This is a genomic window from uncultured Clostridium sp. (assembly GCF_900547735.1).
Classification (GTDB): domain Bacteria; phylum Bacillota; class Clostridia; order Lachnospirales; family Lachnospiraceae; genus Otoolea.
In genome coordinates, this window is record NZ_URHZ01000103.1 from 1 (window position 1) to 15,389 (window position 15,389).

The 15,389-nt window shown below is 51.2% G+C and carries 11 protein-coding genes; 1 reads left to right on the forward strand and 10 read right to left on the reverse strand.

Annotation, left to right across the window (positions count from 1 at the left end; all coding sequences use genetic code 11):
- Window positions 1–78: 78 nt before the first annotated feature.
- The 10 genes from QZT18_RS21590 to QZT18_RS21635 all read right to left on the reverse strand — a co-directional run bounded on the left by QZT18_RS21590 (window position 79) and on the right by QZT18_RS21635 (window position 14,541).
- Window positions 79–1,440, reverse strand: a complete 1,362-nt coding sequence (locus QZT18_RS21590) for an ABC transporter permease (RefSeq protein WP_294151399.1) — start codon at window positions 1,438–1,440, stop codon at window positions 79–81.
- The gene (locus tag QZT18_RS21595) at window positions 1,437–3,749 is read right to left on the reverse strand and encodes a hypothetical protein (protein ID WP_294151400.1); all 2,313 of its coding nucleotides are present in this window, start codon (window positions 3,747–3,749) and stop codon (window positions 1,437–1,439) included. Before QZT18_RS21595 ends, QZT18_RS21590 begins: the two co-directional genes overlap by 4 nt.
- Window positions 3,750–3,751: 2 nt before the next feature.
- Entirely contained in the window at window positions 3,752–4,450 is a 699-nt protein-coding gene (locus QZT18_RS21600) for an ABC transporter ATP-binding protein (protein ID WP_125142479.1), read from the reverse strand.
- Between the two features lie 196 nt (window positions 4,451–4,646).
- Window positions 4,647–5,567, reverse strand: a complete 921-nt coding sequence (locus QZT18_RS21605; RefSeq protein WP_294151404.1) for a DUF3298 and DUF4163 domain-containing protein — start codon at window positions 5,565–5,567, stop codon at window positions 4,647–4,649.
- On the reverse strand, window positions 5,564–6,058 hold the full coding sequence (locus QZT18_RS21610; protein WP_294151406.1) for an RNA polymerase sigma factor: 495 nt from the start codon (window positions 6,056–6,058) through the stop codon (window positions 5,564–5,566). The genes QZT18_RS21605 and QZT18_RS21610 overlap by 4 nt, the downstream gene beginning before the upstream one ends.
- Window positions 6,059–6,205: 147 nt before the next feature.
- Window positions 6,206–7,495 (reverse strand): diguanylate cyclase, encoded by a 1,290-nt coding sequence (locus tag QZT18_RS21615; RefSeq protein WP_294151407.1) that lies wholly within the window; start codon window positions 7,493–7,495, stop codon window positions 6,206–6,208.
- Between the two features lie 233 nt (window positions 7,496–7,728).
- A complete protein-coding gene (locus QZT18_RS21620) occupies window positions 7,729–10,095 on the reverse strand; it encodes a glycoside hydrolase (RefSeq protein ID WP_294151408.1) in 2,367 nt (788 codons plus the stop codon).
- 109 nt (window positions 10,096–10,204) lie between these two features.
- Window positions 10,205–11,563, reverse strand: a complete 1,359-nt coding sequence (locus tag QZT18_RS21625) for a cell wall metabolism sensor histidine kinase WalK (protein WP_294151410.1) — start codon at window positions 11,561–11,563, stop codon at window positions 10,205–10,207.
- Window positions 11,556–12,206, reverse strand: coding sequence for a response regulator transcription factor (locus tag QZT18_RS21630; protein ID WP_294151412.1), 651 nt, complete (start codon window positions 12,204–12,206; stop codon window positions 11,556–11,558). The genes QZT18_RS21625 and QZT18_RS21630 overlap by 8 nt, the downstream gene beginning before the upstream one ends.
- 91 nt (window positions 12,207–12,297) lie before the next feature.
- Window positions 12,298–14,541, reverse strand: a complete 2,244-nt coding sequence (locus QZT18_RS21635; protein WP_294151416.1) for an EAL domain-containing protein — start codon at window positions 14,539–14,541, stop codon at window positions 12,298–12,300.
- 238 nt (window positions 14,542–14,779) lie between these two features.
- Here QZT18_RS21635 and QZT18_RS21640 point away from each other — a divergent pair, with 238 nt between their 5' ends.
- A complete protein-coding gene (locus QZT18_RS21640) occupies window positions 14,780–15,322 on the forward strand; it encodes a carbonic anhydrase (protein ID WP_294151413.1) in 543 nt (180 codons plus the stop codon).
- The last annotated feature ends 67 nt before the right edge of the window (window positions 15,323–15,389 follow it).

The following is a 15,389-nucleotide window of genomic DNA, read 5'->3' on the forward strand; positions in this document are numbered from 1 at the left end:
ATCCCGAACCCCGACCTAACGGCGGCGTTCTCATTCCTCAATTAAATCCCTATTTAAATTATCAGAAAACGCGCTCTTTTAATCGTGTTTTATCGCCTCCAGCGCCGGAATTTCCACTGCTTTCGCCGCGGGGTAATAACCGGCCCCCACTCCGATGAAGACAGAGAATAAAACGGCAAACGCGGCCAGCCACCAGGGAATGACGGACAGGCCTCCGGCCGGACTCATCATATCGCCACCCATATCCGAAAAAACCGATGAAGACGCCTGGCCTGCCGCCAGGTTCATGATAATCGAAACCCCGTAGCTTAAAATAACGCCGGCCACCCCTCCCGCAAAGCCGATGCAGCCGGCCTCCAGCAGAAAAATTTTCCTGATATCCTTCACAAAACATCCCAGGGACTTCATCACTCCAATCTCTTTGGTCCGCTCGGAAATGGACATGATCATGGTGTTGGTGATGCCGAGGGCGGCGACAAACAGGGACACCGCGCCGATTCCGGCAAACATCATCTGCTTTTGTCTCGCCTCCCGTTCCATCGGTTTTCTGATGCTTTCCATGGAACTGGTCCGAAACCCCAGGGCCTTAATCTGTTTTTCCACCCCGGCCACATCTTTGATGTCTTTTACCTTGACCATGGCGCTTGAATAGCCCTTCTTTCTCTTCACCTTCTTTCCGCTCAGCCTGGCCTGCTGATCCAGCAGATCCTGCAAATCGCCCAGGCTCATGATAAGACCCATGGAAGTTTCCATCCCTTTGCCATAGTCTTCCTTCATTATTCCGGCCGTCTCAAATTTTTTTGTTACCTTTTTATCGTCTTCGCCGCCGTCGGAAAACTCCGCGGTTATTTCCGCCTTCATCGGTTCAAAATAGGGCTCCGGTTTAACCGGCATTCCGCTTGCGTCAAATTCGCCGCCGTACATGTCAATCGTGTTTCTTCCCTCCGGCCGCTTCGTATCCTCAAAATTGTAAGCAAAATCCTGGCCTGCAAAGATTTTTCCCGGTTTCCACTGCTCAAAACTCCCTTCGGTCAGCTTATATCCCATCGTTTCCGCCTCTTTTAGATCAATGCCGACGATTTCGGCATAGGTGGTGCGGTACCGGTTATTTTTGCCCGCATAGAGCGTTACCGTGACATTCTGCGCCGTGAGCTTGGGGGAGACGGCTTCCACCCCCTTTATCTGCTTCATCTTGCCGATTGCCTGGGTATTGATTCCGGAACTGTTCGCATTTTTCCCGGTCGGATAGACCGTGATGATGGTCAGGTCTCCCATCTGGGCCAATGCGCTCTCCTGCGCCTGCTTCATTCCGATTCCGATTGAAATCATAATGACGACGGAGCAGCAGCCTATGATGACTCCCAGCACGGTCAGCATGGTCCTGGCCTTGTGACGGCTCAGGTTTTGTAAGCAGACCGTAATCAAATCCTTTATTCTCATTGCTTTGACTCATCCTCCTCTTCTGCCTCTTCCCCCGGCTCATCACCAAAGAAGTCTTTTTCCCAATCCTCATCCGTATCCTTTTCCTCCTCTTCTTTTCCCGCTCTCTTCTTCCCGGCTTTCACTGCGGCCGCGATGATGATAAGCAGAGCCGTCCCCGCCGCTGCCAGAGGAATGAGCGGCAGGCCTTTTCTTCCTTCCGGCTCCTCCGGGAAAGCGTCGGCCGTCTGTTCCTGTGCCTCGGCAACGGTGACGTTTAGCGGCACTTCCTCTGTTTTCACCTGCATCGCTTCATCCTCATAGGTCACGATGATCTTTCCCTCAAATGCTCCCTGGTTCTGCGGCGTCACCACAAAGTCGATGGTTCCGCTCTTCCCCGCCTCAAAATTTCCGAGAGTCAGATCTTTTTCCAGGGCGTTTATGTCTCCCACCAGTTTTGCCTCCACGTTGAAGACCTGGCCCCTGCCCTTATTGACGTACGGAACAGAAATTGTGGCCTCCTCATTCTGACGGAAATTTTCCGAGTAAACGGGTGTTTTCAGTTCGAAACGGTCCGGCTGATAGACCGGGATTGCGATCGTCTCCGTGGATGTCGCCTGTTTTCTCTCCTTGCCGTCCACATATTCGTACTTGAACGTGATGGTGATCTTAGGCGACTGGAGTTTTGACTGGAACAGCGCCTGCACTTTCACGGCCTGTTTACTCGTCTCTCCGGCTCCCAGCTTCGGTATGTACACGGTGTTGGAGGAAGAATTGATGGAAATTCCTTCCCCCGTCTCAAGGGATACGACCACATTCTCGGCAGCGGCCTGGCCGCTTGTGTTGGCCATCTCCATTTCCAGATCAAAGACCTGGCCGGCGGTGACTTTTTCACCGTACGAATAATTACGGATTATGATATTCGGGGTGGGGATATTCATTTTCCCGCCCTTTCCTTCCGTTGGTATCACGAGCTTTTCGGAAACGCTGCCCTGCGTGGCTCCCTTATCTGAATCATAATCAAACTTAAGGGTCAGGCCCAGCAGTTGGGAAGCGGCTCCGTTTAACTCGCTTCCCGCCTGGAGACGCACCGGAACCTCAATCGCCGCCCCCGCCTTCAATTCCCCGAGCTGTTTAGTATCGGTCGTATCCAACAGAAAAATCTGGTCATTCGGTTCCATGACTGCGGAGAGATTGCGGATGTCCTTATCTTTGCTGGTGTTCTCAAGTCTTATCACCACATTGAACGCCTCCCCGGCTTTTACGGGGCCCGCCGCCCCAATGCGGCTGATCCCGATCACCGGCTGGCCGGATATCCCGCCGCGGACCGGTATCTGTACTTTCTGTGACAGCGAACCGTTCGTCAGGTTGCCCCCTGAGTAATAATTGTATTTCATCTCCACGTCGAGCGACTGTGACGGGCCCGGAAGTTCCTGTCCCGCCGTCATCTTCACGGTGATTTTTTTCTTTTGCTTCGTCCCGATGTAATTGACTATCTGGGAGCTTGTGTCGTCCGTAATAAAAAGAGAATTGCCCGGCGTCACGCTGACCACCAGATCCTGGATGTCGGAATCTCCGCTGGTGTTTTCAAGCTCCAATTCCAGTGAAAACGGTTCTCCCGGACCGATGGAGGTCTGCGGGCTGATCCGCTTTACCCGGATAACCGGCTGCCCCGTCGTCTCGGAGTCGTCGCTGCCGCCCTCATATTCCTCGCACTCGCTGATCTCGGCCTCCACCGTCTCCGATGGAATGCCCGACTTTTTATAATTCACCTTCAGACGGAGTGTATTTCCCTTTCCCGAATAGGTGGTTTTCGGGATGGTCACCGTGAATTCCAGCGGTTCGTCGCGCTCCGAGGTAACTTTTACCTTCGCCGCTCCGGCATTTCTGAAACTGTCGGACAGTTTGGAGACGGAAACTCCCGATTTTCCCACATCCTCCGTCTTAAGTCCGTCCGATCTGACGGAGACAACCAGTTTGACCTGCTTTCCCTTTCTGATATTGCTCACCGGCGTCTTATTGCTCCCGGCCGTGTATACCTCGTATCCGTCCACCGTCAAATTGCCGGATTCCTCACCGCCCTCACTTCCCGAGGGTCCTTTCTCCTTGCCGCCCTGCGCCGTACTTCCCGCTGATGCACTCCCCGCTGCCGTACTTCCTCCCGACGTACTTCCTACTGCCGTACTTCCCGCGTCCATACTTCCTGCCGCTGCCTCTGCCGCCGCGGGAGCAGATAATTCCTCCGCCCTCACCGGGCCGCAGGTCCCGAATGCTATCATAAGGCTTAGAATCCATGTTGCCGTCCGTTTTGCCGCTAATTTACCCTTCATCTCTATCTTTTCCTTTCATCTCCGATTATATTTCCGTCTACCAGTGTCACAATCCGGTCTGCATACCGCGACATGCCCGGATCGTGGGTAACCAGTATAATGGTCTGCTCATATTTTCTGGCAAATCCCGTTATCATCTTCATAATATCCGCCGTTGTCCTTGAATCCAGGTTTCCCGTCGGTTCATCGGCAAAAACAACCTGGGGCCTTGTCACAAAAGCCCTGGCGATTCCGGCCCTCTGCTGCTGTCCTCCCGACATCTGTCCGGGATAGTGATGCAGCCTGTGGGAAAGGCCGACCTTCCTCAAGAGTCCTTCCGCTATTTTTTCCCTCTTATCTTTCTCCATCCCCCGGAACATCAGGGGCATGGCCGTATTCTCAATAGCCGTCATGGAAGGGAGAAGGTTATAGGACTGAAAGATAAACCCGATGTACTTCTGTCTGAAGGCTGCAAGTTCCTCCTCGCTCATCCTGGACACACAGTGCCCCTGGATCAGGACCTCTCCTCTGGTCGGTTTCTCCATTCCCGCCAACTGGTTCAGCAGCGTGCTCTTTCCCGAACCCGAGGTGCCGAAGATACAGCAGATTTCTCCTTTATAGATGGTCAGATTAATTCTGTTTAAGGCTACCACTTCCTCGTCACCCATTCTGTATACTTTTCTGACATTTTTTACCTGTATTGCCGGTTCTCTTCTCTCCATTATTTTCCTCCCGTTGTTATAGCGGAATCTTACAGGATAAAAACTCAAAAAATATATCATGTAAATCTGAAGAAATCTTAAGACGTTCCCGTAAAACGACGCAAAGCACGCTTCATGAACTTTTCATTGCCGCTCAGCAAAAAAGAGGAAGCGGCCGCCTGCCGATGCAGACTGCCGCTTCCTCTTTTCACTTTAATCACTCTCTTGCAACCTCAAACTCCTGCGCTCCGAACGCTCCCGGCGCTATCTCATATTTATCGAATACAATCACCGGATTGCCGCTCCGGCCGATATAAAACTTCGTCGTTGCATCGACCGTACTGAATCCGTCTATCCCGCCGCTTCCGTCCCAGTATACGAGATCCCGGTTTTGGGCCATGCGCTCTTTCATCTGTGTTCGAATGCTCTCATTGGCCCTGTTCACGTAATCCTGGCCCAGTAAATCCTCCAGCGTAATCTTTTTCCCGTTCTTCAAATCCAGATTATAGTAATAGCGGATTCCGTATGCGGAGGTCCAGTTTTCATTCGCCGTCACTTCCAGAGAGAGGATATCCTCCGTCTCATATTTCACTTCATAACCGGCGTCCACCTTAATTCCTTTTTCTGCGAATTCCGCTTCGGTGCCTCCCGTAGCCATGAAAGCCTCTTTGTACTCTGCAATCCTCTTTTCCGCGCCGGCCTTATATTCTTCCATAATCTTTTCAATTTCACGGTTCACATCGGCGGCAAGACGGCCGGAGGTCTCATTGCCCGATTCTTCCTGAATCTCCGGTATTTCCACATGAATCTCCTTTTCCCCATCAGCCGTGTCATAATTTCTGAATGTCAGAACCCTGGAGACGGCGCCGATAATAGGAAGCTGCTTTGCCGTAGCGGCAAACGCCTCGCTCGTGTTCAGTCCTGTGATAAAACACACCATCAGGGCTGCGGCCGCAGCGGCTGCGGTCCTTCCATAATGCTTTCTTCTCCTCATAGGAACCACCTTTCTTTCACCCTGTCTACCCGTCCCCTGCTCCAGAGCCGCTTGTACAGCCTGGTCAAGTTCTTCGGGAATTTCCATCGACTCATAGATTTTCTTCGTTTTTCCTATATCCTGTTCCAGTTTTCTCCGCCTCATCTGATTTCCTCCTTCAGCTTCTTTTCAAGACGCCTGAGCCCCGAATACAGACGGTATTTTACCGCGCCCAGCCCGCTCCCCGTCGCCCGGCTGATCTCTTCCAGGGAAAAATCCTCATAGAATCTTAAAATAATCACCGTTTTTATTTTCTCCGGCAGCTCCTGTATCCGGCGGTACATATCCCAGTCATACGGTTCCAGCTCCGGTTCACTCTCCTGCATCCTGTACACCTGTTCCGGTTCGAAGGCGACTTCCCTTCTCCCTTTTCTCATATATCCGTAGCATTCGTTGAGCAGCACCCTGAAAAACCATGTCTTCATATACTCCGGATTCCTGATGGATGTATAATTTTCCAGCGCTTTTACAACGGCATTCTGGAGAATATCCATCGCATCTTCCCTGTCCCCCGTCTGGCTGACGGCAAAACGGTAAAGCCTCTCCTGATTTTCCGTGATATATGTAACAAGCTCCCTGCGTACATCATCGCTCATGTTTATCACCTCTCTTAGTTTCTTACTTTTCTTTCCTGTTATTTAGATGAACGGTGTTCTTCAAAAGTCTGAAAAACAGAAAAAAATCAGAATTTCCGATCTGTGGTAACCGCCGATCAAAAATCCTGATTAGAATAATAAATTTTTCTATTTCCCGTCCTGCCCGCCGCAGACAACGGTCTGGTTTCTTCCGCTGCTTTTCCCCGAATACAGCCTGGCATCGGCCAGCCGTATCAGCTCCTTCACATCCCCTGCTTCTCCGCAGTCCGCAATTCCAAACGTCATAGTGATCCTTATTTTTTCCCCGTGCCAGTCCAGCTCGCTTCCGTTTATAACGGCTCTCAGCTTTTCGACACACGCAAAAGTCCGTTTTCTGTCCAGCTCCTCGTATACCATAAGAAATTCTTCGCCGCCCCAGCGGAATGCAAAGCCGATATGTTCCATATGAACCGAGATCGCATGTGCGACCATCTTCAGCACCTCATCCCCCGCCTGGTGGCCGTAAGTGTCGTTGATCCGTTTAAAATAATCGATATCTCCCATGACGGCCGAGAACATCCCGTTCTCACGCCCCGCCTTTTCCGCAAGACTGTTCAGAACCACGTCGCAGCTTCTCCTGTTGTAGAGACCGGTCAGCGCGTCCTTCCCCGCCACGGATTCAATGGAATCCCGCAGAATAACGGCAAAGCGGCTCATCTCCCCAAGCTCATCGGACCGCTCCAGGATTTCCGGTTCCAGGCCGGCCGTTAGGTCTCCCTTTGCCACAGCCCCCAGAAACATCTCCGTCTTTTTCAGCAGATCGATCACCTTCCTGCTGTAGAAGTAGGAGACTCCGATTGCAATGGCAATCATCCCGAGCGCCGATACGCAGACCATGAAAATATTGGTGTCAATCCGCTTCATCACCTCATTGCGCGGTTTCCCGACAAACATCATCCCCACTGTGGAATGATCGGAATTGCGGATCGGCTGGTAGTAACCAAAATACGGCGTTCCGTTTACAAGCACATGATCGGAAAAATAAGTTTCTCCCCTTCCCAGCACCTTGTCCGTAACTGCCTTCTCCGCCGCGGTCCCAACCGCTCTGGCGCCGTCACTGCCCACAATCGTGGTCAGATACCGCTCTTTCCCGTAAAACAGCGTGGCATCCACGCCCGCCGTCTCTTTCAGGTCATCCACCAGCTCATCGCGGCCCTCCAGGCTCCTTCCGCCCTTTAACAGAACCGTTCCCGATTTTTCAAAATCTCCGGGGTACAATACTTCAAAAGTCCGGTAGGAAAAAGTTCCAAGGACTCCCAGACTGTACCTCACTTCCTCACGCAGGCTGCTGTATATTATCTTTGACGTTATTAACATGACAATCAAGCCGAATGTCAGCAGCGGCACCGCCGATAATAACATCAGGCTTGTTGTCAGTTTTCCTCTTTTCGCTCTCATGATTGACCCTGTCCCGGTAATTTATTGACTTTACATCTTTTTGTCAATGTTTTTTCTTTTTTTGTTATTCTTTTACCATTATACTAAATAACGCGGTCCCCTGCAAACGGTATCCTCATGATTTGAAAATTTTCCCTATTTTGTCAGTATCTTCTATTTTGTCAGTATTTCCTATCTTGTCAGTATTTCTTATCTTATCAGTATTTCCTATCTTATCAATATTTCCCATCTTATCAGTAAACTCTCGGACAGTAGAGCTGTACGGAATCTCCGGACCGTATCAGCACATTTCCCGGAGGAATTTCCGTTGACTGATAGAAAAACGGTTCCTCCGAGAAATTGGCAGCCGCCTCCAAATCTTCGCCGAAGGCGGTTCTCTGGACCTTTCCGTCTTCGGACAGATACTCAAAGTCCGTCATCTCTTCACGCACCGCCTTCCCGGCAAATTCCGACCAGACTTTTACATGGGCCGTGATGGTCTCTTTCTCCCTGTCCCAGGTTTCGCGGTCCAGATGATAAAGCGGCGGCACATCATAGAGAATTTCCCTCATCATCCTGGCCGTCTCCTCCCCTTCGATCTTTAAGGTGGACCAGTCCCAGTGATAGGTTGTAATCACCGAATCATTATAAACAAGCCGGTACAGAGGGACGTCGAAGGAGATATCCGTGAAAATGCGCCTCCACTCCTCTTTTAATGGAATTTTCTTACCAAAATGTTCCGGGACGCCTCCGGAAGCGCTGTAATATTTTCCAATGTAATACATGCTCTCCCTGTTTTTCTTCATATCCTGATCTCTCCAGGAAAAGGAGGGGAGTTCGATTCCGTGGGCGAAGGCGATGTGCTGTGCCGCATAGTCATTACCTCCCTCGGAGCCAACCACCATGCCCAGTTCCTCCCCTATATAATCAAGACGCTCCATTCTGGCAGCCGTATCCTGTTCCATCGTCGACCGGCGGGACGGCGTATAGTCGTCATAAAGTTCTCCGGCCGCATCACAATCCACAAACCATGAATTAAACGGGACTCCGGTGCCCAGAATCCATGAGGTTCTGTCCTTGACGGACGGCAGGGCCAAGGCAGGATTCAGCTTTCTTCCCACCTTGTTAAATCCCGCCGCTTTCTCACCGTTCCGGTTTTCTATCACAGCCTCCTCATAAAGCGACAGGTCTTTAAATGCCGCCGTATTCCATTCTTCCTTTCCTGGCTCATGGATGGAATGATAGGAATCATACGGCCCGATCAGATAGCCCGCATCCGCCGCTGCCTGAACCAGCTTTGGATTCCGCCAGGCATTTTCCCAGTTGTCAAGTCCGGTCCAGGCTTTATCGATACCGCCTGCCTTCATTTCTTCTATCAGTCCGGCGCTGCCCTTTATTCCCCAGTTTTCCGGTTCCGTAATAAATACTCCCGACAGATTTGCATACAGAGCCGCTTTATTTAATGCAATCCGCTCCGGTTCATTGAGTTCTTCCGCCCCGGAAAGCGGCTCTGCGGTTCCCGCCGGCCCAGGCAGTTTTCCAGTTTTCACCGGCTCGGGCAGTTTTTCACGGTCATAAAAGTCACGGCCTGCTACCGCCTCCGTGATTCCGCGGCAGATTACATTCTTCTGGTACCCGCTCACATAATCCTGGGAGCGTATCTCATTCAGCACATTTAAAAACTCACTGCCCGTTTCCAGCTCCTGCACATACTCAGCCACATAGGTCAACGCCGGTTCTCCCGACGCCCTGCGAAATGCCGCCCAGTTGATATCTTCCGGCTCAACCGCTCTGCCGCACCAGAGATAAAAGTGGGGGGCACCGTACAGTTTCCGGACCTCCCGGTTCCGTCCGGCCTTTTGCTCCAGGGTGGTAAAACGTCCCGTCTCCTTCAGGTAATCTTTATAGACGCCTGCAATCCGGACCGGTTCATTGTCCGTCACATAGATTCTGAACCGTTTAGACTTATTGGGATCTATCTCCGGGTAAGTGTGGCGCAGTTCCACTTCCAGTCCGTCCGGGTTTTCAAAATGCAGTTCCGTCCGGTAGGGATCTTCCATGATGTAAACCAGCGCCTTCTCCCCCTGGGACACCGCGAAAAACGGCATGGACAGGCTCTCCATCACGGTAAAATCCGTATCCGTCAGATATTTGGCCCAGCCCTCATCCTTTCCCGGCACTCTCTTTCCCTCTCCCATCGGAAGATAGAAATAATCCCCCTTTACAACCGGCCAGTTTCCGTTATTGTCTTTCCCTGAATCCGAGAGAAAGGTAACCGCCAGATAATCCGTTTCCGGTGTGACCGTTACTCTCATATTCTGCTGCGGATAGAACCATTCCGTCCCACCCCCGCTCTCCTTCACCGCCTCCACCTCTTTTTGTTCACCCGGCAGGGAAGCTTCCAGCTTTTCTTCCCCGTCAAACAGAGTCAGTGCAAAGGTCTCCGGCTCCACCTTAAAGCGCACCGGCCGGCCGCTTCCTGCGTCTGCCGCCTCTTCGGCGTTTTCTCCGCTTTCTCTGACCCCGTTTTCTTTTATACTGCTTCCCGTCGCTCCGTTTCCGGCGCAGCCGGTTATGAGAAGGGCGGATGCCAGCACCGCACTCATTATTTTCTTCTGCAATTGATTGTCCTCCTTTTGCGTGGTGAGGAAAGTATAGCAGAGCGGTGTTACAGGGATGTGACAGCGGTATCACATCAAAAAAAGAATCCCGTCTGCGGGATTCTTTCACCTAAAATGTAATAACAAATTCAATTTTTCCTTTTTCCGTCCGGCAGGTACACTCATAACCGTACTTCTCCGCGATAGAACGGACCATTGAAAGTCCCAGTCCGGTTCCCGACATGTTTTTATTTCTCGACTCCTCCCCCACATAAAAGGGTTCCCAGAGCTGCTTCGGATCATCAAACTCCTGTTCCGTTTCATTTGCCACAGAAAACATGAGGCAGCCGTTTTTCTCCGCCAGCCGTACCTCTATTTGAGTTCCCGAAGCGTATTTGACGGCATTGGTAAGCAGATTTTCAATCATACAGCCGACTGCGCTGCGGTCGCCCCGTATCGTTGCATTTCCCTCCGTTGATGTTCTGACCGTGAGCCCCCTGTTCCGCAGTTCAATGGCAAGTCCTTCAAGCTGTTCTTCCAGAAGACTCCCCACATCGACGGTCTCCGACTCCTTCCCGCCGGATTTGAGCCTCGACAGATACAGAAGTTTCTCTATGATGTCTTCCATCCTCTCATTCTGCCTGATGATTGTGTCGAGGAAGGTTCCGTCGTCCATCCCGTCTCTGATTCCGGACGTATATGCCTTGATCAAAGCCACCGGCGTTTTCAGGTCATGGGAGACATTGTTCAGGAGACTCTCCATCTGACGGTTCTTCTCTTCCAGTCCCCTCAAATTCTCACGGATTGCCCCGCTCATCTGGTTCATGCTCTCCGCCACGGTTTCAAGTTCATCCCCGGTGTGTACCTCTATCCTGCCGTAATTCTGTCCGGCTATCTCCTCCGCGAATTTCTCCATTCCGGCAAGAGGTATCGTGATTCTCCGTACGAGAAATGCGCATAAAAGAATGATAAGAATCAGGGCTCCACCGAAGATTATCATCGTACAGACGTTTATTAAGGCAATAATTTCTTCCATATCGGGAATTACGATGGCAATGCCTGCCAGCCGGCCGCCGAGATCCACATACTCGACCGCCAGGCTGTAATTCATCCTCTCCTGCCTGTATATCCGCATAAAACGACCTTCTCTGAGGGTTCTCTCATAATCCTGGTCCCAGAGCCAGTATCTGGCAAGGCCGAGCCCCTTTTCCAGAAATGCGGATTTCAGCTCCTCGTTCACTTTATTGATATCACCGGAGGTATCGGCAACCGCGATCACGGCGTCATACGTTTCTTCCAGCGATGCAATGGTTCCCTCCGTCTCTTCCTTTCCGTCCAGGAGTCCGGCCGCAATCTGCTCAAGCAGCGCTTTTTTCTGATGGATATAATAACGTTCTGCAAACCGGCTGTTCACCGCCACCGATATCCCGATTACGGCGAGAAGGACCAGGGAAATACTGATTAAAAACTTTTTTGCCAGCTTAGTCATACGGCTCCTCCAGTGAGTATCCGAGGCCGACATGGGTGGTGATAAAGCCCTCCCCTATCTTGCTTCTGAGTCTCCTGATATGGGTATCGACCGTCCGGTCGTCTCCCTCATAGTCCATTCCCCAGACCTGTTTAAGCAGCTTCTCTCTCGACAATATGATTTTCCGGTTTGCCATCAGATAGCGGAGCAGCTCGTATTCTTTCTTTGTCAGCTTCAGCGTCTCTCCGTCCAGTGACACCGTCATGTTTTCCTGGTTCAGTGAGAGCTGTGCGCACCGAAGCACATTCTCCAGTCCGCACAGCTTCTTGATTCTCAGCATCAGGATACGCGGATCAAAGGGCTTGTGAATGTATTCGTCGGCCCCTCCGCTGAGTCCTGCAATCTCATCCTCGGATCCGCTTTTCGCGGTCAGCATCAGTATCTTTACCGGTATTCCATAATTCCGCAGCTCCCGGCACACGTCAATGCCGCTCATCCTCGGCATCATCCAGTCCAGGACAGCCAAATCCGTCCTGTGTTCCATCAGGTAGCCAAGCGCCGCTTTTCCGTCTGAAACCGCCGTCACATCATATCCTTCCTTTTTAAGGTACATTGTAAGAATTTTCTGCATATCCGGATCGTCTTCCGCTATCAGTATCCTCATTTACCGTAAGTCTCCTCACTCTTTCAATTTTCCCGGCCTCCGCCGGGTACACCGACAGCATAGCAAAACGATGTGACAGCCATGTTACAGCCTATGAACTGCTGCCGCCTTCCATGAATTCCTCAAATGCGGCGACGGGCATCGGCTTTGCAAAAATATAGCCCTGTATCATATCGCAGCCCGCTCCGGTGAGAAGCTCCACCATGTCCTGTGACTCGACTCCTTCGGCCACCACCTTCATTCCCAGGCCTTTTGCCAGGCCGATCACTGCTTTTACGACGTCGGTTCCCCTCGGCCCGTTCTCTCCGACGAAAAATCCACGGTCCATTTTCAGGCTGTCCATCGGCACTTCTTTTAATACATTCAGCGAAGAATATCCGCTTCCGAAATCATCCATGGAACATTGGAATCCCGCTCTGTGTATCTCTTCTATAGCTCCCTTGATGCGGCCCAGGTTTTCAAACACCATAGCCTCCGTAAGCTCAATCTCCAGAAATTTTGCCGGTACGCCGTAACGTTCCCGGATTTCAATATACGGTTTCAGAAAATCCGGATTTTCCAGGTGTCTTCTGGAAAGGTTGACCGATATGGGAATCAGTTCTCTTCCCTCTTCCGTCCACCTGCGCAGCATGGCGCAGGTTTTCTCGAAGACATACCGGTCGATTTTTACGATAAATCCGTTTCTCTCAAACAGAGGGATGAATTCTCCGGGCGGCACGATTCCCCTTCCAGGGACGTTCCACCGCACAAGCGCCTCGGCTCCGGCCGTCTTTCGTGTCGTCAGGCTGACCTTGGGCTGGAGATAAACCTGGAATTCACCGTTTTTCATGGCGATCTCCATTGTATTTTCCATCTCTATTTCCTGATGCAGCTTCCGGCGCTCCATATCCGTGTAGAACATACAGTTCAGAAGGTGATCTCCCGCCTCCCTGCTTCCCTTTCGCGCCACATTGGCCCGGTCGCGTATTGTTATGACGTCCTCGGAACGGTTGGTAACCAGGTAAACTCCGCAGTTAACCTGAAGATAATACGGAATCAGCTGTCCTTCATTAAACGCATTGATTTCATCCACGATATGCTTCATCCGTTTCCGTATCTCTTCCTGTTCCGTCTCCCTGATAACAAGGTTGAAGATATCCGACTCGATACGCGATACACACTCTCCCGCCTCAAGCTGGGAGGAGAGCACGTCATGGACATGCTTCAGCACGCGGTTTCCTTCCTCTTTACCGTAGGAATCATTGATCAGTTTAAACCGCCGGATATCCAGTGTGATAAATGCAAATGCCTGACCGCCCCTTTTAAAGCGGTTCACTTCTTTTTCAAAACGCAGGGCCGTAAAACCTCCCGTAACAGGGTCTACCTGGGTAATCTCCGATACCTCACGCCGTTTTGTCCAAAGTATGTAAATAATCAGCACCAGAAACAGGGATACGATGCAGATACTGTTGCCGAGGGCAAAATATTTAAGTTGGTTGATACGGCTCATATAGACGGAAGGGGAGATGAGCGATAAAAGATACCAGTCCCCCTCGGCTAACGGCACATAGTGCATCATGCGTTTTTCCCCGGAAACGCTAAACTCAAACGCCCCGCTCTTCATCCTCAGCATATCCGCCCTGACACGGCTCAGAGCGTCCCTGCTAAACTGCGCATTCATGGATTCCAGCGTATCAAAGTAATTCGTTCCGTCTACGACCGCGTTGGCATTGCTGGAATGCAGGATAAAATCACCGGTTAATGTGACAATATGCGAGTATCCATATCCCTTGAACGTATCCGTATCCAGCAGCAGCACCATTGTCTCCGTGGGAATCCAGCCCGCCACGGCGCCCACCAGTTCGTCTTCCATGTAAAACGGGACGGCATACAAAGCTCCCTGCCTCTCGTCGTAAACTGAAGTAAGCTCTGAGCTGACACCGGATATTCCATTCAGTGCATTCCGGATTACGGTAAAACCGCCGACATTCCTTATATCCTCTATATAGTTGTCATACAGCGTCCCCTCCAGATCCACATATCCAATCCAGTCGAACGGGCTCTTCTCCGTCAGAAGATGGAAGTATTCGCCGTTCTCCTCCGGGTCCTTGTCAAATGCAGTCAGCGTAATGCTGACATTCTGAAGAATATCGAGTTCATTCCTGATCCCCGAGTCCACCTTATTTGTTGTCTGCTGCGATAATTCCGACAGATAACGCTTCGCCTCCGCCGACACGACCCGGTTGCTCTGTGATACTAAAAGCATACACAAAAGTCCCACCGTAACCGTTGCCGCCAGCAGAGCGGCATACAGCCGGTACATTCTGTTTTTGATTTTCCTGTCACGCTCTTTCATTCCCAATTCCCGTCTTCTACCTGTATTTTTAATATTCCACCGTACGCTCACGTTTTCCGGCATTCTGTTAATCATTATATCATCATATTTCGGGCAATTCAACGGATGTTACCGTCAACCGGATTTCCTTACTTTTACCCGTTTTTGATGTTATCTGAATAATCTTTAAGGTTTTTTTCTTTCCTTATTAAGCTTTCTCGTTTATAATAGCGGAAATGTACTGATGAGGAGGGTAATAATGATCGATGAAATGATAAAGTACAATAAGGAATTTGTAAGAGATGGTTCCTACCGGCGCTACGCCGCCGATAAATACCCGCGTAAGAAGCTGGCCATCCTTTCCTGCATGGACACCCGCCTGGTCGAACTTCTCCCCGCTGCCCTCGGAATTAAGAACGGGGATGTAAAGATGATAAAGAATGCCGGAGGAATGATTACCGATCCCCTCGACACCTCCATCCGGAGCCTGCTCATCGCCATCCTGGAGCTGAAGGTGACGGAGGTGATGGTCATCGCCCACACCTGCTGCGGCGTGGCCGGCATCACCCCGGACATAATCAGGACCCACCTAAAAGAACGGGGAATAACGGAAGAGGCCATCCTTCAGATGGAACAAAGCGGACTCGACTTCAACCGCTGGTTCCAGGGGTTCGAGACACCGGAGGAGGAGGTAAAGCTCTCCGTCTCAATCCTTAAGAATCATCCTCTAATCCCTTCCGATATTACAATCACCGGTTTTGTTATGGATGTGGAAACCGGGCTGCTGGAACCTGTCTGCTGAGACGGGTTCTTTTTTAATTGAGGAACGAGAACGCCGCCGGGACGGTCGGGGTTCGGGATGGTGAGAG

Bases quoted from the DNA above. Each gene is read 5' to 3' on its own strand.
- QZT18_RS21630 (WP_294151412.1), bottom strand. From the start codon at position 12,206: ATGAGGATACTGATAGCGGAAGACGATCCGGATATGCAGAAAATTCTT.
- QZT18_RS21615 (WP_294151407.1), bottom strand. From the start codon at position 7,495: ATGAGAGCGAAAAGAGGAAAACTGACAACAAGCCTGATGTTATTATCG.
- QZT18_RS21625 (WP_294151410.1), bottom strand. From the start codon at position 11,563: ATGACTAAGCTGGCAAAAAAGTTTTTAATCAGTATTTCCCTGGTCCTT.
- QZT18_RS21600 (WP_125142479.1), bottom strand. From the start codon at position 4,450: ATGGAGAGAAGAGAACCGGCAATACAGGTAAAAAATGTCAGAAAAGTA.
- QZT18_RS21635 (WP_294151416.1), bottom strand. From the start codon at position 14,541: ATGAAAGAGCGTGACAGGAAAATCAAAAACAGAATGTACCGGCTGTAT.
- QZT18_RS21610 (WP_294151406.1), bottom strand. From the start codon at position 6,058: ATGAGCGATGATGTACGCAGGGAGCTTGTTACATATATCACGGAAAAT.
- QZT18_RS21640 (WP_294151413.1), top strand. From the start codon at position 14,780: ATGATCGATGAAATGATAAAGTACAATAAGGAATTTGTAAGAGATGGT.
- QZT18_RS21605 (WP_294151404.1), bottom strand. From the start codon at position 5,567: ATGAGGCGGAGAAAACTGGAACAGGATATAGGAAAAACGAAGAAAATC.
- QZT18_RS21595 (WP_294151400.1), bottom strand. From the start codon at position 3,749: ATGAAGGGTAAATTAGCGGCAAAACGGACGGCAACATGGATTCTAAGC.
- QZT18_RS21590 (WP_294151399.1), bottom strand. From the start codon at position 1,440: ATGAGAATAAAGGATTTGATTACGGTCTGCTTACAAAACCTGAGCCGT.